The following is a 22624-nucleotide window of genomic DNA, read 5'->3' as shown; positions in this document are numbered from 1 at the left end:
TCACCACCTTCGCCGCTATTGAAGCGGGGACGGTAAGGACGGTCACCACCTTCACGGTTGTAAGAAGGACGTTGAGGACGGTCATAAGAACCACCTTCGCGGTTGTAAGGACGTTGAGGACGGTCACCTCCTTCATTATTGTTATTGAAGCGAGGACGATACGGACGATCTCCACCTTCACGGTTGTAAGAAGGACGTTGGGGACGGTCGCCATAAGAGCGGTCACCGTACGAACGCTGCGGGCGTTCGCCTCCTTCATTGTTGGCATTAAATCGCGGGCGATACGGACGATCCCCGCCTTCACGGTTGTAAGAAGGGCGATACGGACGTTCTCCACCTTCTCTGTTGTAAGACCTGTTACCATCACGGCCGGCACCTGTATTCTCTTCATTGAAAGAATTTTCGCGCCATTCTTCGTTTTCTGTGCTCATTTTTTTATTCGAATAAAATTAGACTTTGGCCTCACGGCCTATTAAAAAAACACGTTTATTATATAAGTAAACAATTAAAGCCCCGTATATGTATGGGGAGTGATTGCTCTTAACTCTTTTTTAATATCTTCGCTTACATTCAATTCTTCGATAAACTCTTTAATAGAACTTTCTGTAATAGCTTGGTTGGTGCGGGTTAACGCTTTCAAAGCTTCATACGGATGCGGATAAGCCTCACGGCGCAGGATGGTCTGAATAGCTTCTGCCACTACACTCCAACAATTATCCAAATCACGATAAATAGCCGGTTCGTTCAATAACAGTTTGCGCAATCCTTTCAAAGAACTCTGGATGGCAATCACGATATGACCGAAAGGTACACCGACATTACGCAACACTGTTGAGTCTGTCAAGTCACGCTGCAAACGGGAAACAGGAAGCTTCACAGCCAAATGTTCCAGAATAGACGTTGCTATGCCCAGGTTACCTTCTGCATTTTCAAAGTCAATCGGATTCACTTTATGCGGCATAGCGCTCGAACCTACTTCTCCGGCTTTGATCTTCTGCTTGAAGTACTCCATAGAGATGTACTGCCAGAAGTCACGATTCATATCCACCATGATGGTATTGATACGCTTCATAGCATCAAAAACAGCAGAGAGGTTATCATAGTTCGAAATCTGCGTTGTATATTCTTCGCGTTCCAGTCCCAGTTTTTCTGCAACAAACCGATTGCCGAATTGTTTCCAGTCATATTGAGGATAAGCCACGTGATGCGCATTGTAGTTTCCGGTAGCACCGCCAAACTTAGCGGTAAGCGGACATACTTTCAACATAGCCAACTGACGTTCGAGACGGTAAACAAATACCATCACTTCTTTACCCAGACGGGTAGGAGAAGCCGGCTGACCGTGAGTTTTGGCAAGCATCGGAATGTTAGCCCATTCTGTCGCATAGGTTTTCAACTGTGCAATCAGCTCTTCAATCAACGGGTAATAAACCTGATCCAATGCCTCTTTGATAGAAAGAGGAACAGACGTATTGTTAATATCCTGAGAAGTCAGTCCGAAGTGGATAAACTCTTTATAGTCATCCATTCCACCCATCTTGTCAAACTCTTCTTTCAGGAAATATTCTACGGCTTTCACATCGTGGTTAGTTACACTTTCGATATCTTTAATGCGTTGTGCGTCTGCTTCGGAGAAGTTACGGTAGATATTCCGTAAAGTTTCAAACACGCTACTATCGATTCCTTTCAATTGCGGCAAAGGAAGTTCGCACAAGGTGATAAAATACTCCACCTCTACCTGTACACGGTATTTAATCAGTGCAAATTCAGAGAAATAAGCTGCCAAAGCTTTAGTTTTGCCTCTATATCGACCATCAATCGGAGATATGGCCGTTAATACATCAAGTTCCATACGTTTTCTTAGATAATTATCAGACTGCAAAATTAACTCTTTTTCCTGAGTTATAAGATAAAAGGAGAAAGAAAGTTTGTATAAAAGAGGTAAGAAATAAAAAAAGTCTCACGAATTTCTTCGTAAGACTTCCTTTTTGGTGTGGGCGTTGACGGATTCGAACCGCCGACCCTCTGCTTGTAAGGCAGATGCTCTGAACCAGCTGAGCTAAACGCCCGTACACTTCCGTTTCAAAAGCGATGCAAAGGTACGGCATTTTTTGAATTCTGCAAACATTTCATGTATTATTTTTCAAGAAAGTTTTCATCAAATAAAGAAACACTCTGATTATCAGCAAATAATAATAAAAACTTTTTTCTTGCCACTTTCACTTCTTCCGGTTCATCTAATAAACAGAACAAAATAAAGATAGTCGCGCCTCTTTTTCTATCATTAATAATTAAAATAGAATCTGCAGGAAAACGAATTCCCAATAAAGATAGTAACGCAGGAACGCTTAAATCCGGGAAATAACTTTTCCGGTCAAACGTTAAACAACCTGTTTGCGAACAACACGTGCCGGATTCCCGACTGCCACACTGTCGTCGGGAATATCTTTCGTCACAACGCTCCCCGCCCCTATCACACAGCGATTGCCAATCGTCACGCCGGGACAGATAATAGCACCGCCACCAATCCAGCAGTCTTCGCCAATCGTCACCGGATAAGCATATTCCTTAGAGCCTCTTCTTTCCAGATAATCCATCGGATGATGCGGCGTATAAATCTGCACACAAGGTCCAACCAGCGTATGGGCGCCTATCGTGATATATCCTCCATCCAGGAAAGTGCAATTGGCATTCACAAATACATGTTCACCCAATTTGATTCCGTCTCCATGATCGCAATGGAAAGGCGGGCAGATTATTGAAGTTTCAGGAATCTCCGGTACCAGTTCTTCCAATAATTCCCGATACCCCGCATCATAAGTGCTCATTCCCCGCATACGCGCCAGCAGCTTCTTGGCATGTTCAAAACGCACCTGCAATTCCGGCGCAGCCATATCAGCCAACTGGCTACTACGCATCTTTTCTACTTCCGTCATACTTTATATTTCTTTACCGTTAGTAAATACAAACTTCTTTTCATCCGAAAGAGATTCGTTAAATTCGAATCCTTCCCAGGAGAAGCTTTTCAAATCCTCCGGATTTTCGATTCTGTTCTTCAGAATAAACCGCGTCATTTCACCACGGGACATCTTGATATAGATCACTATCGAAGCTAATTTCCCGTTCTTCCACACCTGAAATTCGGGAGTAACGACACGTACTTCTCTCTCCACACGCTTCCAATCGAACAAACTTTTCATCTCGTCGCTAGCCAGATTGCAGAGTATGCCTCCCGCTTTCTTTATATCTTCGATGAAAACATCCGTCAGACAGGATTTCCAATAAGAGAACATGGTCTGATTACCCGGTTCCGGCAACACTACATCTCCTTCCAAGCGGTAGGAACGAATGACATCTAAAGGCCTCAACAACCCATAACAGAAAGAAGTCAACCGCAGATGTTCCTGCGCATATTCAAATTCTTCTTTCGAGAAATCCTTTGCATTCAGTCGCTTGAATACAATTCCGGTATAAGCCAGCAAAGCGGGCAGTTCCGAGGTGTCTTCTGCATGAAAAGCCTGATAACGCTTATAATTCTCCACCGCCATCCTGGCATTTATACGCAACAGGCGTTCCAGTTCATCCACCGAAAACTGTGACATCTGCAAAGCAATCCCGGAAGCTTCTTTTTGAAATCGTGGAACTGTCGTCAAAGGTACTTTCACCTTTGAAGTCTCACTCATAGTCTTGGCACAAGATAGAAGTACTAACATTGTTTTATCTGATTTTATCTTTTCAAGAAACAAAAATAAAAAATAAATCGCTTCTCTTACTGATGGATAGACAGATTCTACTTAGTTTCAACCAATAATTAACTTTAATCATTTATTAATAACAAAACACTCCCTATATAGAACACACTCTGATGTGCTATATTTACTAATAAAAAAGAAACTCCCCCTTTGGACAAGCCAAAGAGAGAGTTCTCCTTATCTAATAGACAGCTAAAGCTGTTTTTATTTATATTCCTGCCAGCTCTTAATCTGAATATCATTCAGTTTCAATTCGCAGAATGCTTCAATAAAGGCGCTTGCCAAACGAGCATTGGTAATCAACGGAATGTTATGATCGATTGCACCGCGACGGATACGATAACCGTTCGTCAACTCACGCTTGCTGTGATTCTTCGGAATGTTAACGATCAAATCAAACTTATGGTCAGCAATCATCTTCATGACGTTGTTCTCTGCACCCGGTTTTTCATCCGGCCAGTAAACTGGAGTCGTTTCTACACCGTGAGCGTTCAAGAAAGCTGCTGTTCCGGCAGTTGCGTAAATCTGATAGCCCTTAGCAAACAGCATACGGCTGGCATCCAGCAAATCTACTTTCGACTTCATTGCACCGGAAGAGAACATCACTGCTTTTTCAGGAATTTTGAATCCGGTAGCAATCATTGAATTCAGCAATGCTTCAGAGAAATCGTCACCGATACATCCCACTTCACCAGTAGAAGACATGTCTACGCCCAATACCGGGTCAGCCTTGTGCAGACGAGAGAAAGAGAATTGAGAAGCTTTTACACCAATCCAGTCGATATCGAATGCTGACTTATCCGGACGTGAGTATGGAGCATCCAGCATGATGCGGGTAGCAGTTTCGATAAAGTTACGTTTCAGAACTTTAGAAACAAACGGGAAGCTACGAGAAGCACGCAAGTTACATTCGATTACTTTCACTTCGTTGTTACGAGCCAGGAACTGGATATTGAACGGACCGGAGATATTGAGTTCTTTAGCAATCTGACGGCTGATCTTCTTGATGCGACGAGCTGTTGCAAAGTAAATCTTCTGTGCCGGGAATACCAACGTAGCATCACCGGAGTGAACGCCCGCAAACTCTACGTGTTCGGAGATTGCGTATTCTACCACTTCACCATTCTGTGCAACGGCATCAAATTCAATCTCTTTCGTATTTTCAAGGAACTGGGAAACAACAACCGGATATTCTTTAGAAACTTCGGCAGCCATCTTCAGGAAGTTCTCCAATTCTTCATCGTCATAGCAAACATTCATTGCTGCTCCTGAAAGGACGTAAGAAGGACGAACCAATACCGGGTAGCCTACTTTTTCTACAAATCCCTTCACTTCTTCAAGACTGGTCAGTTCCATCCAAGCCGGTTGGTCGATACCCAGTTGGTCGAGCATAGCAGAGAACTTGTTACGGTTTTCAGCACGGTCGATAGAAATTGGAGAAGTACCCAATACAGGAACCGACTGACGGTAAAGTTTCATAGCCAGGTTGTTCGGGATTTGTCCGCCTACCGAGACGATCACACCACGAGGTTGTTCGAGGTCGATTACATCGAGTACACGTTCGAACGAAAGCTCGTCGAAGTAGAGACGGTCGCACATATCATAGTCAGTAGAAACCGTTTCAGGGTTGTAGTTAATCATGATAGACTTGTAACCCAGTTTGCGGGCAGTCTGAACTGCATTCACCGAGCACCAGTCAAATTCTACAGAGCTACCGATACGGTAAGCACCCGAGCCCAGTACGACTACTGATTTTTCATTCTTATAATAGTTTACATCGTAGCCTTCCACTGCATAAGTCATATACAGATAATTAGTCAGTTCCGGATGTTCGGAAGCGATGGTGTTGATACGTTTCACAGCCGGAAGGATACCCATTGCTTTACGATGAGCGCGCACGGCAAGGTTTTCTTTCTCCATGTTTCCGGTCGGATTCAGTACGAAACGAGCAATCTGGAAATCGGAGAAACCTAATATTTTCGCTTCACGCATTACGTCGGCCGGAATATCTTCTACCTTATTATATGCAGACAGTTTAGCTTTGTAATCTACGATATTTTTCAGTTTGCCGAGGAACCACGGTCGATCTTTGTCAGATCGTGGATACGTTCAATCGTATAACCTTCTTCCATTGCTTGTGCAATAGAGAAAATACGCAGGTCGGTCGGACGGGAAAGTTCTTTGTCGAGGTCGTCGAAGTGCAATTCATCGTTTCCAACGAAACCGTGCATTCCCTGACCGATCATACGGAGACCCTTCTGGATGATTTCTTCGAAAGAACGGCCGATAGACATGATTTCACCCACCGACTTCATGCTTGAACCGATTTCACGAGATACACCGGCAAACTTCGTCAAGTCCCAACGAGGGATTTTACAGATATAGTAATCGAGTTGAGGAGCTACGTATGCAGAGTTCGGAGTTCCCATTTCACCAATCTGGTCGAGTGAGTATCCCAATGCGATTTTAGCTGCAACAAATGCCAGCGGATAACCGGTAGCCTTGGAAGCCAAAGCGGAAGAACGGCTCAAACGGGCGTTTACTTCGATGACACGGTAATCGTCTGTATCTGAATTGAAAGCATACTGAATGTTACATTCACCTACGATGCCGAGATGACGGATACATTTGGTAGACAGTTCCTGCAACATTTTCAGCTCCTTATCGTCCAACGAGCAAGTAGGAGCTACCACGATAGATTCACCGGTATGGATACCCAACGGGTCGAAATTCTCCATGCTGGCTACTGTGAAGCAGTGGTCGTTAGCGTCCCGGATCACTTCAAATTCGATTTCCTTCCAACCTTTCAGAGATTCTTCCACCAGGATTTGTTTGGAGAATGCGAAAGAGCTTTCAGCCAGTTTCAGGAATTCTTCTTCGTTAGCGCAAATACCGCTACCAAGACCTCCCAATGCATAAGCCGAACGCACCATGACAGGATAACCAATCTTACGGGCAGCCGCAATGGCATCTTCCATGCTTTCTACCGCCTGGCTTACCGGAGTCTTCATTTCTATTTCATCCAGTTTCTTCACGAACAGGTCGCGGTCTTCCGTATACATGATGGCTTCTACCGATGTACCAAGCACCTTCACTTCGTATTTATCAAGAATCCCCTGCGTGTAGAGTTCAGCTCCGCAGTTCAATGCAGTCTGTCCGCCGAATGCCAGCAAGATACCGTCGGGACGTTCTTTCTTGATAATTTCTTCTACAAAATAAGTATTTACGGGAAGGAAATACACTTTGTCGGCAATACCTTCAGAAGTCTGAATGGTTGCGATGTTCGGGTTTACCAATACTGAGCTGATACCTTCTTCTTTCAAAGCTTTCAGTGCTTGTGAACCAGAGTAGTCGAACTCTCCGGCTTGTCCGATTTTGAGTGCTCCAGAACCCAAAACGAGAACTTTCTTGATTTCCTTTTCCATTTCTTTTGTTGTTATAATAAGTTGTTATTTCTAAGTTCGTCCATAAAAAAAAATGCGTTACCCTCAAAAAAGGATTAACGCATTACCAAAGAACTAAAATATCGTTTTTGGAAATAAGAGAAGAAGACTTTCGTTTCGGGATGAAAAACATCCGAATGTAAATAATACTTGCTTCTAATTTCCTGTTGATTCATTGTTGACTTCAAAATTTGTGCAAAGTAACGACATATTTTGCACATGACAAAAAGATACGTTCACTTTTTTACTGAAATAATTTACCGTGTTAATGAAACAGTCGTTTTTCCATTGGCTTTTAATGATTACATTCTTATCTTAAGCAGGCACAAATCATGAAGTAACTGCATTTTGATGTTTCTTTCAGTTTTTATCCTTATCTTTGTCGCCATTATATAATAAGGTAATAAATATGGGAAAAGAAAAAATCATATTGACGGGCGACCGTCCTACCGGAAGACTTCATATCGGTCACTATGTAGGTTCGTTGAAACGCAGAGTTGACCTGCAAAACGCAGGTGATTATAGTAAGATGTTTATCTTCATTGCCGATTCACAGGCATTGACAGACAATATAGACAATCCGGAAAAGGTGCGTCAGAATGTAATCGAAGTTGCTCTTGATTATCTGGCTTGTGGTATTGATCCGACTAAAGCTACGATTTTCATCCAGTCGCAAATACCGGAACTATGCGAACTTAGTTTCTATTATATGGACCTTGTCAGCGTATCCCGACTGCAACGTAACCCGACTGTGAAATCGGAAATCCAGATGCGTAACTTTGAAGCAAGTATTCCCGTAGGTTTCTTTACTTATCCCATCAGCCAGGCAGCAGACATTACAGCATTCCGCGCAACGACTGTCCCTGTGGGTGAAGACCAGGAACCGATGCTCGAACAGGCTCGCGAAATCGTTCGCCGTTTCAACTATATATATGGTGAGACATTGGTAGAACCGGAAATCCTGTTGCCGGACAATGCAGCTTGTCTGCGTCTTCCGGGAACTGACGGTAAAGCTAAAATGAGTAAATCGCTCGGAAACTGCATCTACCTTTCGGAAGAACCGGAAGAAATCCAAAAGAAAATCATGAGTATGTATACCGACCCGGGACATCTCCGCGTACAAGATCCGGGAAAAATTGAAGGTAATACGGTATTTACTTACCTGGATGCTTTCTGCCTCCCCGAACATTTCGAACGTTATTTACCGGACTATCCGAATCTGGCAGAACTGAAAGCACATTATCAACGCGGCGGATTGGGTGACGTGAAAGTAAAACGTTTCCTAAATTCCATCATGCAGGAGACTTTGGAACCGATTCGCAATCGTCGCAAGGAGTTCAGCAAGGATATCCCTGCTATCTACGAGATGCTTCAGCAAGGCTGCGAAGTGGCAAGGGCTGCGGCCGCCGAGACTTTGGCTGACGTGAAGAAGGCGATGAAGATTAATTATTTTGATGATAAGGAATTAATCGAAGAGCAGGTGAAACGTTTCTCGCAAGAGTAAAAGATTTCGTCTGGGAATAAACATAATTATAAGGTAAAGGCTGCCCTTCTTTTGTAGAACAGGCAGCCTTTCTTATCGGATATTTTTCAAAGATTCAGTTTGTTTCTTCCTCGTCATTCTTGAACAACACATCCTTTAGTTTCTGATAAAGGAATGAAAGTATCAGCAATATCAATCCCAGAATGATAAATACAATAATCTTGCCAATGGTCGGCATAGCCCATAAATCATCAAAGACGAGTTTGAGCAGGACTAATCCGAAAGTCGCAAGGCTCACCATGCGGAGTAGTTTCTGATGCAGGCGCATGCCCAACCCCATTTGGACGAACCCGGCAATGCTTAATGAGAGTGACAGCCCGGCACTGAAATCGTCCACTCCTACTTGCCAAAGGAAAGAGCGTACCATTGTCAGCCAAAGGAGCGTGGCAAGAATATTCAGATATACGGTAAAACGGGATTTTATGCCGATTGATGTATAGTACATACGTGCTACATAATACAAATTCGCTATTACGGACACAGCTGTCAGCCATGGTAGTACAACAGGAGGGGAAGTCCATATTCTCTGGTCGCCCCATATATTTATAATATATACAAGTACGTTTGCCCCGATAGTCAAGATATAAGAAGTGAGATGTTTCGTTATCGGGAATCGTTTTCTGAAAGCATAGCAAACACTCGAAATGGATATGGCTGTAAACAAGAACATAGCTCCGCTTCTCGTCGTCCCTTCAAAATACAAATTGAATTCCATCATAAATGTATAATAAAGTATGATTACGGAGACGATAAGCATAAAAGGATTCCAGAAGCTGTATTTCAACCGGCGTGCCGTAGAGAAGAAGGAATGATAATATTCCATTAATAAAGCAAATGCTCCTGTCGCTAATCCCACAAACAAAGAGGTGGCAAATGAACTATTCAGAAAAATTGTATCCAAGGAATGATGTTCAAACATCACACTATACACATCCATCAAGTAAGAAACGAAAGTGAGTCCTACCAGAACTTTAGCCGCATACTCATATACTCTAATTTTCGACTTAACATAGAGCCACAACAGCAATACCATTTCCGATGCCCAAAGCAAGGTTATATAGTTTCCGTCCAGTTGAATCGGAACTGTAATGGAGACAAATGTCAATACAAGCCCCAGTGTGGTATGAACCAGAAATTTATACTCTTTGCGGTTCTTCCAGAGCCAAAGCACCAGTCCTAAATTAACGAGTGCGATAAACAGGCTCAACAAGCCGCTTGCTTTGAAAGATAATCCCATATTCCGCAAGAATAAGGCTCCTGAAAGTAAATAGATAAAATTATTCGTTATAATAACGAATACTAATCCCCGGCTCATCGTCCGCATATTCTCTCCACGAAGGATAGAAAACACCGGAAGTAGAAAGATAAAATAGAACAGAGTAGCAAACCAAAACAGATGGTTCGAAATAACCGTAGAACTAGAGGTATAGTTAAACAAAAGAAAGATTCCCATTATCAGGCAAGTAAAGACAAATGAAATCATTGGAAGTTCACTCCACTTTTTATAAATGGAAAGTCCGAACATACCCAGATTTAATATGCTCACGTAAGTGAACAGTACCAAATAACTTCCTTCCCCGCTACTCACTATGAATGGCGCAAGGAAGCCTCCTACAAGAGAAATGATAGCCAACTCACGCCGATTATATACCACAGACAGAATAGACATAAACACTGTGACACCAATCAGAATGATAAAGGCCATAGTCTGCGAGAAAATATGATAATAATGGAAAGCAATGGCAACTGTAAGATAGAACACAGCGAAAGCACCACCCGCAAGCAGCGAACTGAAGGTTCGGTATTTCTTTTGCAACCGTTCGGCAACAGCCAGCAATACAGCTCCCGTCAAGAAACCAAGCACGGTACGGAAGGTTTCATTAATCCAGTTTTTATCAATGGCATACTTTACAAAGAAACCTACACCGATTACAAATATAAGGATACCAATCTTTCCGAAAAGGTTCTCACCAATGAATTTTTCATAGTTCACCTGCTTCTTTTGTTTCGGAACAGTCGGGGCAACCGGAACAACCGGAGTAGCCGGAGTAACCGGTACAACTGGCACAGTCGAAGATTCAGCGGATTCCTTCCGAACAGCCTCTACGCAAACTTCCTCCATTCTCGTTTCAAGCGTCTTTTCAGGCGTCTTTTCCAATGTCTCACGGACAACTGCTTCAACAACCGATTCGTGTTTTTCCTGAACAGTCTCTTCTCGTTGTCCGGTCTTTACTACCTTAACATGCTCTGCCGCTTGAGGCATCACAGGAATATCTTTTGTTTCTTTTTCTGATATTTCCTCTTTCGGCTTGGAGGCTTCAGCAACAGAATTTTGCTGAACCTTGAGATAATCTTCCATCCGTTTCTTCATCTCATTCAACTCTTTCTCTATTTTTCCGAAGCGATTGTCCAACCTACTCAATAAAATAAATAACATAACTAAAACGAGTAGTGCATATACGGTATTAAAGTCGTCCATAATATTCCAGATTTGAGTTCTATAGCACAAATATAGATAATTATTAATAGCTCCAATCAATTGTTATTAAATTATTTGGATTATCCCAACAATGCAATTTTACATCAATTGCATAAATCAGGATACAAATCCTCTAAATCAGGAAAAAAATCTCCTCATTTTATAAAAAAGAATAGAGCTTACAAATTTCAAACAATTATACGGCTTTTATTCTTCTTTTTCCTATCTTTGCCACAATATCAATAAAAATCACACAAATTATTCACTTAAACACAAGAAGCATGAAGCACCTTAAATTTCTATTTGCACTTGGCGGCATTCTTTTCTTATCTTGCCAAACAGTATCCGCACGTGGTTTAAAAATCCCTTTCGGCGACCGCGAAGTATTAACCAAAGTAGCAGATTTGCCTGATACCGAAGAGTACCAAACAGACGATGGAAACTACATTGATCTGGCAACTTTCCATCAGGAGTTCAACATCGCTTACCTTCTCCCTCTATACATAGAGAAAGAGCCTCGCCTGGTCGGCTATTGCGAAAAGGAAGACACTTACTATGAACTGACGGAAGAACAACTGGCTACCATCCTAAAAGAAAATAATTTGGATGGAGAGAAGTTGAACAAGGTCAGCTTCTATTCCCGTTATGGCGGTAAAGCTGTCGGACTTCTTATAATTGCCCTTATCATTTGGGGATGTATTCCTGGAAAAAAGAAAGAAGTGAAACCCGTGGAAGTATAAAACAAACCATTATTAATAACATTAAAAAGTACAAACTATGTCTATTTACACCTTTGTTCCGGTCATTTTCATTGTTCTATATCTAGGATACTGGTTTTACATGAAAAAGAAAAACTCGCAACAGGCACAAGTAGTGAACAACACCGATTTCAAAGCTGAATTTGCAAATGCAGAACAGTATAAAAACCTCTGCTTAAACTCTGATTTATCTTTCCTGAAAGAAGCTATGGGAGAAGAAAAAATTGACGCTTTCAACTATGCCAGCAATGAGTATGGTGTAGCATCCGCACTCAAAGACGGAATGAAAGATAAGCTGAAAGGAATGGCCACCTTAGGAACTGTACGTTTCAATACCGTACAAACTCCCAAATATCTGGTATTGAGCGGAGACAATCTGCACCTATTCGATACAGACACAGATGGAGAAATCGACAATCATTTTGTATTCAATCAGGCGCGTCTTGAAAATTCCCGTCTCATCGCAATTCCTATGGAGGGACAAGTACAAGCACAGGCACAAGCCAGAGGAAACAACGTGAAAGCATACAAACTTTCATTGCAAACCGACGAGAAACCTGTTGAACTCATTATCTACTCCTGTCTGATATTTACAAATATCCCGGAGATTCCGACAGATCTACAAGAAACAATACAGGATATTATCATTGGCAATGACTTCTTGAAACAATTGGGTGACAAATATCCTAATTTGAAAGTCTCATTGCCGATATTTAGCTAAAGAAGGACATATACTTAGAAAAAATAACAGCGGAAGGTTAGCTAGTTACCAAACATTATGCGTCCCGGCGGATTTGCAATCCGCCGTTCTCCGAGTATCAGGATTTATAATCCGCAATACACCTATACTTTATATAGTTCGGATTGAAAATCCTGATGCTCAAAGCAATCGGATTACAAATCCGATTGAACAGATCTCTGCAGATACTCCCCGCAGAAATTCAAAAGTAAAATTAAAAGCGATACAGTTTCGTTCGGACAAGAAGTTGAAACAATCTGTCGGATATATAAAAATAAAGCAAATGAAGCGGGTCAAGCACTCTGCCAAATTATCGGAAATAGAGATAGACATGCGGCTAAAAGAGTATTTCAGCGATCATCAGATTATGCAACGTTCCGACTTTCAAGGCATCACGATGGTACGTTCCACAGCCATGATTCATATTCGCCGACTCCGTCAGGAAGGCAAGCCGCAGAATATCGGCATTCCCAGTCAACCTATTTATGTGCCGGCCCCAGGATTTTATGGAAAGTCCAGAGATTATCAGCCTGTCAAATAAACTAAAACAAAATATCAGAGGAGATACCCCCAAAGAACAGATATAAAAAAGGCGGCTGAAAGCATGAACCCCTCTTTTCAGGGTTCGCTTTCAGCCGCTATCTCTTTCCAGCAAGCGATTACAGAGAATCGCTGAATGCTGAAATCGCTTTTTTACTTTTTATTACTGTGCAGATTCTACCAATACTACACGGTTCAGAATCGGTTGACCGAATTTGTCAACACCACCACCGGCTGCAACTTTCAGTCTATCGGCAGAGATGCCATACTTCTTAACCAACAAGTCTTTAACAACCTGTGCACGTTCCAAACTTAACTTCTGATTGAAAGCAGGAGTACCGGTTGCAGAGTCAGCATATCCGTTGATTGTGTATGTAGCATTCGGAGATTCTTTTATCTTGCTGGCAAGATATGACAAGTTCATTTCTTCTTGCGGAGATAATTTATCAGAACCGATCTTGAAGAATACGGTACGCGGAGCAATGTTAGTATCTGTGATAACAACTTCTTCAGTATCTTCTACTTCTACTGGTTGTTGTGCATTTGCCAACTGTTGTTGCAATTGCATATTAGCTGCTGCCATTGCATTCATCTGATTACGCATCTGATTCAATTCAAGTTCAGAGATAATCTGTGGAGTAGGACGTTGGAATCCGCGAGTAGGGAAGTAATAAGTCACACCGAGGGTAGCACCTAAGATACCATCATAATCGGGTCTACCTCCATGTTCTCCGTCAAACTTGCCTTCCAGACCTGTTGCACTCAACTCCAGATTCAAGTCAACAGCATTCGACAAACGGAAGCGGTTGATAATACCTGCATTGAAAGTAGCGGAGTTAGTGTGAGGACGAGAATAAGCATGAGCCCAGCCGGCACCTATATAAGGGATAATTTCATATACGCGGTTCGGATTATATCCACCGAAAAGTGCGTTCAGGTTAATCATCAAATCACCATGCAAGTTCATGTAGTCCCATCTTTGTTTGTAAGAACCGTCTTCTCTCGGACCACCCACTACATAATTAGCAGTTTCGCTGGTAGTGAATCCTTTTGCCTGCAATCCGCTGTATTGCAAACGCAGCCCGAATCCCGGAGTTACCCATTTGCCGACAGACACGTTAAATGTAGGAGCAACACGGTCTCTGAATTTGCCGATATGGTCATTGTTTCCATATAGCACCTGGCGCCGCCTCCTACAGAGAAGAACCAGTTACTCCAGAAAGGATTAGTTATTACTTGATATTTATCTTGTACCTGAATCACTTCGTATTCAGTTACAGTCATTGTCTGCTGCGCAGAAGCGACAGACGCAACGCCGGCAAATGCCAGCAACATCAGAATCTTTTTCATATACCTAATAGTTAAGTGGTTATTTAAATCTTTTTCTTTGTTGAACTATTTAAATAACACGAACCGAACTAAAAGGTTTTAGAAAAAGATGAAATTATTTGTTTTATTTGAATAATCTTTCGATGTCTTCCTCCTTGATTGTTGTCAAAACAGTTTTCCCATCAGGGGTGTAATTCGGTGAGGGACAGGCAAAAAGGTTGTCTACAAGGCTTACCATTTCTTCATTACTCAACACCTGTCCGTAAACAATAGCCGCCGCGCGAGCCAATGTTAATGCCAGAATACTTTGGATTTCTTCCTTGACGTCACTTCCTTTTTCCATCGCCGTATGCAGCATATTACGCACCAGTTCCACCGGATTCAGACCTTCAATCCCCGAAGGAATACCATTAATGGCATAGCTACCGCCTCCCAGATTACTCAAATCGAAACCGACTGCAGACAAATCATCCATAATACTTTGCAGTACAGCTGCTTCCGAAGCCGGCAACTGTAAGATTTCCGGGAACAGGACGCCTGTGATACCCCCTGTTTCTGTTGGATCTGTACCATATAACGATCAAAAAGTACCCGTATGTGTGCCCGGTGCTGATCGATTAGCATCAAACCGGATTTAACTGAAGTCAAAATAAACCGCCCTTTAAACTGCAAATGCTGATTTCCTTTCTCTATCACCGGTTCACTGGCATACAAAGTAGAAGAAGCGGCAGAGGTGACCGTCTCCATCTTTTCTTCAACGAAAGCGGGTTGACCGCCAATAGAAGAGTCTTCCCAATCCATTTCGGGTTCCGGTTGCGGGTTATTCATCTTACTGGCTTTCGTCAGCCCTCCGTACAAATCTTCCCATTCCACTTTCGAACGGCTGTACGATCCGCCACCACCGCCACCGGCAGAAACTTTAAACGGATTATAATCTGTATTATAATGTATCTTCGGAGGCTCGGAAGATATTTTCTCCTCAAATGCCGGAATGTCAGGCATATCTTCCGTATCAAAATCAATGGAAGGGATCGCACTGAATTTACCCAACGACTCCTTCACGGATGCTGAAAGTATCTGCCAGATAGCCTGTTCATTTTCAAACTTGATTTCAGTCTTTGTCGGATGGATATTCACGTCAATATTAGCCGGATCTACATTGAAATAGATAAAGTAGGAAATCTGTTCACCAGTGGGAATCAACTGTTCATAAGCCTCCATGACTGCCTTATGAAAATAAGGATGACGCATATAACGCCCGTTGACAAAGAAATACTGATGTGCCCCTTTCTTACGGGCTGTCTCCGGCTTGGCTACATATCCGGAGATTTTCACCATGGTAGTATTGACCTCTATGTTCAGTAACTGCTGATTGAGCTTCTTACCGAAAATAGCAAGGATACGTTGACGTAATTGTGATACCGGAAGATTGAATAACTCCGAATCATTACTATAAAGCGAAAAGGCAACCTCCGGATGCACCAAAGCGATCCGTTCAAATTCGGCAAGGATGTTACTCAATTCCGTTGAATTAGCCTTTAGAAATTTACGACGGGCAGGTACATTAAAGAATAGGTTCTTTACAGAGAAGTTACTTCCTTTAGAACAGGACACAGCCTCCTGACTTTCCACTTGAGAGCCTGCAATCACCAGTTTCGTGCCCAATTCTTCCGATTCCGGACGTGTCTTTAACTCTACCTGTGCCACAGCAGCGATGGAAGCCAATGCCTCTCCGCGAAATCCCATTGTACGCAAAGCAAACAGATCCGCCGCTTGACGTATCTTGGAAGTGGCATGTCGCTCAAAAGAAAGACGGGCATCCGTTTCGGACATTCCTTTTCCATCATCAATCACCTGAATGCTGGTTTTACCTGCATCAGTCACCAATACATGTATATTTTGTGCATCTGCATCAATCGCATTCTCCACTAGCTCCTTGATGACAGACGCGGGACGTTGTATCACTTCACCGGCAGCAATCTGGTTAGCTACCGAATCAGGTAACAAATGAATTATATCGCTCATTCTTCGTAAATTAATAATTAAAAGTTCCAGCTTCCTGTCGCCAAATAATGCCACAGATAAAGAAGGAAAGCAATGATTATCAGTATGATTCCGAAAGAGACAGGTTTGCGGCCACTCGCTTTTCTTCTTTTCAAATGCGTAGTACCTTCGATGAACTTACCGCGAATATCCTCCGGATTAAATTCCTTTTCCGGAAGCATCCCCAAGTCACGTTTGGCGTTCTCCTCCATCTTTGCGAGCTTTTCTTTCCGCTCGTCTACATAAATGTATTGATGATTAAAGCACGGGGCTTTCTCATTGAGTTAAACATTCCCATACTACTTCATATTTATTAAGTTTCGCTTTTCTGTTTTGGGTCGCCGGTCGGTGGTCGGTTTCAGTGTATCGCCCGCACGCTTACCCCGCCAGTTAAAGATATCATCCTTATTCAGCGGACGGACATAGTCGAACCAGGCAAAAGTGGGAAGACGCAATTTATCAGGCGGTATCTGGTCCATCGGATACATCGTTCCGTTGGATTTACCGATAAACAGTCCTTTTTCCATCTTCTTGTCCTTCATATAAAGATGAAGCACACTACCTTCCAGACAATTAAATCCGGTCATCGTACTGTCTTTTTCTTCCGGATAGAAAGCGGTCAACACATTACCAATCACTTCAATATGACGCATATCTCCATTGATGAAATAGGCTTTCATCTCTTTGCCGGACACTTGGTTATAATGAATAGAATCTTTCATTTCCACCGTCAACGCCTGGTTGATGATATGCGCCCAGTCAATCGTGCTGTCATTCATATAAATCTTGATCTGCTCGCCAAGTAGTTGCTGCCCTTCATTCCAAAGAATAGGGTCGGTATACATGGTCATACAGGAATCCTTCGAATTATAGACCAGTGAGTCACATACTCCTTGAACATCCGTACGATACATACGTACCTTGTGATAAGCCTTCATCAACCGGAAAACGGAATCGGTATTCAGGTTGTAAGACACCAACTGCAATGTATCGCCATGCATAAAAAGACTGTCAGGCCCTTGCGAGTAGTCGATTGCCACAGCACGTTTCGTCGCAAACGCGGAGTCTGTCAATTCATTATAGAAACAATAATCACCCGTCAGCATATTCTTATTAATGGAATCTGTCATCTTCACATTATCGAACGCCTCGCCATAACCGATGATACGGTCATAGAACAGACTGTCGCCTACCAGTTTCTTTCCCTGATTGGTCAGTACCGAACGGTCCAACAGTTCGGCTTGTTCGGTCATTGTATTATAGAATCCCCGTTCCGAATAGATATGATTATTATCACTGACGATATTGGAAGGTCCGAGAATAACTGCGATTTTGCTTTCCGTATTATACCTTAATGTATCGGAAGTCAACACAAACTTAGGGTTTACCAACTTCACATCATGGTTGAATACCGACTGTTTTGTTGCAGGACTGTATTCTCCCCAATCGGAAGTCAATACATTCTCTTCATCCATCAAGGTTCCTCCCTCGAAATAATATCCGAGGTCGTAGAGACGGTCGTAGTTCAAGCTATCTGTCAACAGGGTGGTGTTCCGATTAATCATCTTCACATTTTCACGAGCTGCGCTATTTGCGTCATTCCGTCATAATAAAGATAATCACCGTAGATGAACAAAGTGTCTCCCTGTTCCATACGTACATTACTGAAGGCCTCCACAGAGTTGGTTTTCTCAAAAATCAGTGCACTGTCACAGTACATATACATACTGTCATGGCGCAATTTCACGTTACCAATCAACACCTGCACATCCGGACGCGCCAACTTATCCGCCTGACCTTCATCAGCATGAAGCAGATAAACTTTGGTCTTTTTATTCTCCGGTTGTTTCTTGTTGTCCGATTGTTTCTTATTGCCTGCCGGTGTTTTGGCTTTTGAAGCCGACTTAGACGTATCCGCAGCCGATTTAATTGAATCCCCTGTCACAGGTTTCTGTCCCGTTGGCCTCACTTGTGCTACAAGACATACACCAAACAGGCATAGAAAGCCTATAAGGAGCCATCTATGCCTGTCTTGTTGTTTATTTTTTTTATTTGTTTTCAGCATATAAAATCAAAGCAAGGTTACATCAGTCCTTCTTGACCCAACCCGGATACTTGAAGTCACACTTCTGCCAGTTTTCGTTGATGCGTACATAAGTATGTTTCTGCTTGTCCAGAATCCATTTCTGCAACATCTCTTCACGGCGTTTCTCCATCACAATTTCTTTCAGGTCCTGATAGTCTTCTGCAATGGTTGCTTTATGACCGTTGATTTTTGCTTTCAACTTCACGATAGCACATACTTCTTTTCCATCCTTCTCATTAATCATTGTAAAGGCTTTGGAAATTTCACCTACATTCATCTTATCCACTACCTTAGCAACGTCTTGAGGAAGATCCTGCATCTGGAACTTAGAAGTAGTCACACCTGAATTTTCATTGATGTTCACCATAATACCATGGTTGTTACGGGTGTCTTTATCCTGTGAGATAACGGCAGCCGCATCATCAAATGTAAATTTGTTGGCACGAATATCATCGGCAATAGAATCCAGACGGGCACAAGCCTCGGTCAGTTCTTTTTCCGATACTTTCGGACGCAACAAGATATGGCGAGTGTTGACACGGTCACCACGTTTTTCAATCAACTGGATAATGTGGAAACCAAATTCCGACTCCACAATCTTGGAAACTTTCTTCGGATCTTGCAAACTGAACGCTACATTCGCATAAGCAGGGTCCATCATACCACGTCCCATGAATCCACATTCACCACCTTTAATGGCAGATGCCTTGTCTTCCGAATACAAACGCGCCAATGTAGAGAAGTCAATTTCTCCTTTTGTCACACGATCCGTATAATCACGCAACGTCTTTTTTACATCCTCAATCTCCGAGATAGGAATTTTCGGTTGTAAAGTAATGATCTGCACTTCTACCTGTGTCGGAATGTAAGGAATACTATCTTGTGGAAGGTCTTTAAAATAACGGCGTACTTCTGCCGGAGTCACTTTGATTTCTCCTACCAGTTTCTGCTGCATCTTCTGAACGGTCAATCCGTCACGTGCATTATCACGTAGCGTCTCACGAATCTGGGTGGAAGTTTTATTGAAATACTCCTCCATCTTCTCTCTGGAACCGATCTGCTGAATGTACATGTTGGTCATCATATCCACACGCTGGATGATTTCCGCTTCGGAAACCTCGATACTGTCCAACTTTGCCTGATGCAGGAACAACTTCTGCACGGCAATCTCTTCAGGAATTACACAATAAGGATCGCCGTCAAATCTGCGTCCATTATACAAGGCATCCATACGGGCCTCTTCTACATCTGATTTCAAAATAGCTTCGTCACCTACTACCCAAACTACTTCATCAACCACATTATCTTGTGCATAGGTTGCCACATTAGCAAATATTGCCAGGACAAGGGTAACAACAAATCTAAAGTTCACAAACTTCTTCATTCTTTGTATTTAATAATTATATATAATCTTCTTCTTACTTACTGCTTGCTGATACAAGTCGTTCTTTACCTGTTCCATAAAGCTCACCCGTTTCTGATTAACCAGTAAGTCTTTCACTTCCGAACGGGCAAATTCATACGGTTTCTCTTCACCAATTCCGCGATAATCGCTCACATTCAGGAAATAATAATAGGCCGTATCTTTCAATTCTACCTGACGGTGTTTGTCTACGTACTCTTCCGGTGCCTCTACTTTCAGTGGAATCATATCCAGTACATCAGTCACGGACACCCATTTGTCATAAAAGTATTCGTATTTCACTGCATTCTGCAAACTATATTTTTCCAGGCTCTCGACAGCATCCTGTTTTTCCGACTTATACCACCTGCGCACATTGTTCAGCTGGGGAGCCGTCAACGGCACTTTGATAAACAATCCCTTAATCAACGGGGTTTCCAGTTTAAACAGTTCTTTGTTTTTCCCGTAATATTCTGCGATCTCTTGTTCGGAAATATCATTCGACAGCTTCTGGTTTATCAACTCCTGCTGATAAGTATGCATAATCAACGCTTTCCGATAATTCTCCACCAGTTTGTCAACATCCACATTATCGGGAATATTGTTCGCAGCTTTCTCATATAATAAAATCTCTTCCGCCCAACTACGAATATAATGTTCGGTGAAGAGAATACTATCATCTTTTGACAATCCGACCGGAAGCACGGACATCAAATCTTCTTTATATAAAAAGTTACCGTCCACCTCTACCAAAGGAGTCTTTCCTTTGTGGTCGCGCTGTTCCTTGCACGCTCCACAACCAAGAAGGGTAATCAGTAAGAGGACTAATATTCGCATTGGCAACTAAAATCTACTTATTTAAGGTACGAAGATAGTGAATAATCGGTTACATCAGTTATTATTAACTGTTTTTAAAACCTCTTGGTTTATTTCAACCTTACCAAACTCCCTCAATTCCCGCGCCCAGCACGTGTCAAGATAGCTCGATAATCCTTTCGCACCTGTTCAATTACTTCCCGATAATCATCCGGTCCTTTCATTTTTTCGCCTACCACAATGGTAAAAGGATAAGACATCACGGGTTCGAAACCACCCTTCTTAAAGACCAGTTTATCTATATATTTATTGTCTCCGTCGGCAAAAATACCTTGTTCAACCTGTATCTTTTCCGTCCCGGATGTATTAAAAGTTTGCCGAAGCTGGTCCGCCCACTCTTTTTCCGGCACTTTCTTCAGCATTTTTTTAGCTTGCTTTGCCGTCTTTTTATCAACGCAATGAAGCACGACTCCTCTATACCGGGGACTCTCCCACCGATAATCCGACGAATGAAATTTGAAATAGGTAGCCAATCCGGCCCGGTCATTAATGGCAGGCAACTCTATTTTCTGCCGTGTGATCTCTTTTACCAAATAGTTTTCGTCAGATTCCCGCAAGGCAATACGAATTTCCGGATGCTTTTTATCTATATTCCGACTTTCATAATCCAATAATGATTTAGCTATAAACCCTTCCAACTGGCGTTTGGCAGCTTGAGGATGAGAAGAGGCAAACTGCGTGAACATAGCTCCGGTATATGCCTGTCCATCAATCGTAAAGAGATTTTGTTCTGTCCGGCCTTTCGTCAACAGCTCTTCCATTGCTGCCTGATTCGGGGTATACTGCCATGACTTTTTTAATCGGTCGAGCATCGCTGCCGTGCCTTTGTCTAAAATTTCCTTACGCCGTAACCGCTCTATCAACCTGCCACTGACATTTTCATAAGCAAATGCTTCCTCCCGGTCAATCACTTTCAAGATATGAATCCCTTCAGGAGTGAAGAATGGCTGTGATACCGCACCTTTCGCCAAAGAGAAAGCGACATCCTCAAATTCACTCGTTGTCTCCAAACTTTCTATCCATCTACTCTGCTTATCATCCGAATAGATTTCCACCAAACGGTTAAAATTCAAATCCGGCTGATTCTGTATCACCCGGTATATAGAATCCATCCGGGCTTTTTCTTCTTCCAAATGACGGGAAGTAACCGTCTGCGGTAAACGTTTAAAAATTTGCATGACTTGCACCCGGCCGCTACGTGCTTTCAATCCCATCTTCTGATACAAGACACGGGCACAACTATCCATCACTTGTTTGTCAATCAGATAAGATTCTACCAATTCTGTCCGACGCTTCTCGTGTTGTTTACGGAAAACTGTAGTCGTATCAAGTCCGGCAGCCCTGGCCGCTTCCACCTTCAACTTTGATTGAGCGAAAAGTGCCGCATACTCTTTTGGTGAAAGCTGGGCATTTGAGCGTTCCGCATAACGGCGGTATGCATTTTCAAATTCCGAACGGAGTATCTCTCTTCCGTTAACACGCATCAATACCGGATCTTCTTGCGCAAAGACCGCGACAACAAAGAGAGAAATACATCCCAACAACAGGCTTCTTTTCATCATCATTTTTTATTTTCCAAACAATAAACAACAAACATCACAGAGGCAATAACAGATAAACAACAAACGGTGAGC

At 42.6% G+C, this 22624-nt stretch carries 11 protein-coding genes, 1 tRNA gene and 7 pseudogenes; 4 read left to right on the top strand and 15 right to left on the bottom strand.

Features of this window, described 5'->3' with window-relative positions; translation table 11 throughout:
• The 7 genes and pseudogenes from DXA05_RS21610 to carB form a co-directional block, all read right to left on the bottom strand.
• Positions 1 to 431 (bottom strand): annotated as a pseudogene (locus tag DXA05_RS21610) (pseudouridine synthase); the annotation flags it as partial.
• Between the two features lie 74 nt (positions 432 to 505).
• A complete protein-coding gene (gene purB, locus DXA05_RS21605; RefSeq protein WP_128859620.1) occupies positions 506 to 1852 on the bottom strand; it encodes an adenylosuccinate lyase in 1347 nt (448 codons plus the stop codon).
• Between the two features lie 142 nt (positions 1853 to 1994).
• A tRNA-Val gene (locus tag DXA05_RS21600) sits at positions 1995 to 2069 on the bottom strand.
• Positions 2070 to 2136: 67 nt separating this feature from the next.
• Entirely contained in the window at positions 2137 to 2325 is a 189-nt protein-coding gene (locus tag DXA05_RS26560; protein WP_009038970.1) for a hypothetical protein, read from the bottom strand.
• A 56-nt stretch (positions 2326 to 2381) separates the two neighbouring features.
• A complete protein-coding gene (locus DXA05_RS21595; RefSeq protein ID WP_008641864.1) occupies positions 2382 to 2936 on the bottom strand; it encodes a sugar O-acetyltransferase in 555 nt (184 codons plus the stop codon).
• Between the two features lie 3 nt (positions 2937 to 2939).
• A complete protein-coding gene (yaaA, locus tag DXA05_RS21590) occupies positions 2940 to 3713 on the bottom strand; it encodes a peroxide stress protein YaaA (RefSeq protein WP_128859619.1) in 774 nt (257 codons plus the stop codon).
• 243 nt (positions 3714 to 3956) lie between these two features.
• Positions 3957 to 7177: pseudogene (gene carB / locus DXA05_RS21585) on the bottom strand (carbamoyl-phosphate synthase (glutamine-hydrolyzing) large subunit).
• A 427-nt stretch (positions 7178 to 7604) separates the two neighbouring features.
• On the opposite strand from carB, the gene trpS reads away from it, so the two are divergent.
• Positions 7605 to 8699, top strand: coding sequence for a tryptophan--tRNA ligase (gene trpS / locus DXA05_RS21575; protein ID WP_004314379.1), 1095 nt, complete (start codon positions 7605 to 7607; stop codon positions 8697 to 8699).
• Positions 8700 to 8793: 94 nt separating this feature from the next.
• Here the strand turns inward: trpS and DXA05_RS21570 are convergent, their stop codons facing one another.
• Positions 8794 to 11217 (bottom strand): DUF2339 domain-containing protein, encoded by a 2424-nt coding sequence (locus tag DXA05_RS21570; RefSeq protein ID WP_128859617.1) that lies wholly within the window; start codon positions 11215 to 11217, stop codon positions 8794 to 8796.
• A gap of 281 nt (positions 11218 to 11498) precedes the next feature.
• On the opposite strand from DXA05_RS21570, the gene DXA05_RS21565 reads away from it, so the two are divergent.
• From DXA05_RS21565 to DXA05_RS21555, 3 genes are all read left to right on the top strand, one after another.
• On the top strand, positions 11499 to 11957 hold the full coding sequence (locus DXA05_RS21565) for a hypothetical protein (protein WP_004314381.1): 459 nt from the start codon (positions 11499 to 11501) through the stop codon (positions 11955 to 11957).
• A 37-nt stretch (positions 11958 to 11994) separates the two neighbouring features.
• Entirely contained in the window at positions 11995 to 12696 is a 702-nt protein-coding gene (locus tag DXA05_RS21560; RefSeq protein ID WP_074708743.1) for a hypothetical protein, read from the top strand.
• 301 nt (positions 12697 to 12997) lie between these two features.
• The gene (locus DXA05_RS21555; RefSeq protein ID WP_284515655.1) at positions 12998 to 13255 is read left to right on the top strand and encodes a DNA-binding protein; all 258 of its coding nucleotides are present in this window, start codon (positions 12998 to 13000) and stop codon (positions 13253 to 13255) included.
• A 162-nt stretch (positions 13256 to 13417) separates the two neighbouring features.
• Here DXA05_RS21555 and DXA05_RS21550 read toward each other — a convergent pair.
• From DXA05_RS21550 to DXA05_RS21520, 7 genes and pseudogenes are all read right to left on the bottom strand, one after another.
• Positions 13418 to 14604, bottom strand: a pseudogene (locus tag DXA05_RS21550) (OmpA family protein).
• 103 nt (positions 14605 to 14707) lie between these two features.
• Positions 14708 to 16608: pseudogene (mutL, locus tag DXA05_RS21545) on the bottom strand (DNA mismatch repair endonuclease MutL).
• Between the two features lie 17 nt (positions 16609 to 16625).
• Positions 16626 to 16924 (bottom strand): annotated as a pseudogene (locus DXA05_RS21540) (hypothetical protein).
• A 1-nt stretch (position 16925) separates the two neighbouring features.
• A pseudogene (locus DXA05_RS21535) lies at positions 16926 to 18691 on the bottom strand (OstA-like protein).
• A 22-nt stretch (positions 18692 to 18713) separates the two neighbouring features.
• Positions 18714 to 20096 carry a peptidylprolyl isomerase gene (locus tag DXA05_RS21530; RefSeq protein WP_008641845.1) on the bottom strand — a complete coding sequence of 461 codons (1383 nt, stop codon included), beginning with the start codon at positions 20094 to 20096 and terminating at the stop codon, positions 18714 to 18716.
• A 9-nt stretch (positions 20097 to 20105) separates the two neighbouring features.
• A complete protein-coding gene (locus DXA05_RS21525; protein WP_009038960.1) occupies positions 20106 to 20951 on the bottom strand; it encodes a hypothetical protein in 846 nt (281 codons plus the stop codon).
• A 54-nt stretch (positions 20952 to 21005) separates the two neighbouring features.
• Positions 21006 to 22549 (bottom strand): annotated as a pseudogene (locus DXA05_RS21520) (peptidylprolyl isomerase).
• Between the last annotated feature and the right edge of the window lie 75 nt (positions 22550 to 22624).

This window comes from Bacteroides sp. AM54-2NS, from assembly GCF_003602935.1.
GTDB classification, from domain to species: domain Bacteria; phylum Bacteroidota; class Bacteroidia; order Bacteroidales; family Bacteroidaceae; genus Bacteroides; species Bacteroides xylanisolvens.
Note: the sequence above shows the minus strand (reverse complement) of the source record. Positions and strands in the feature narration are given on the sequence as shown.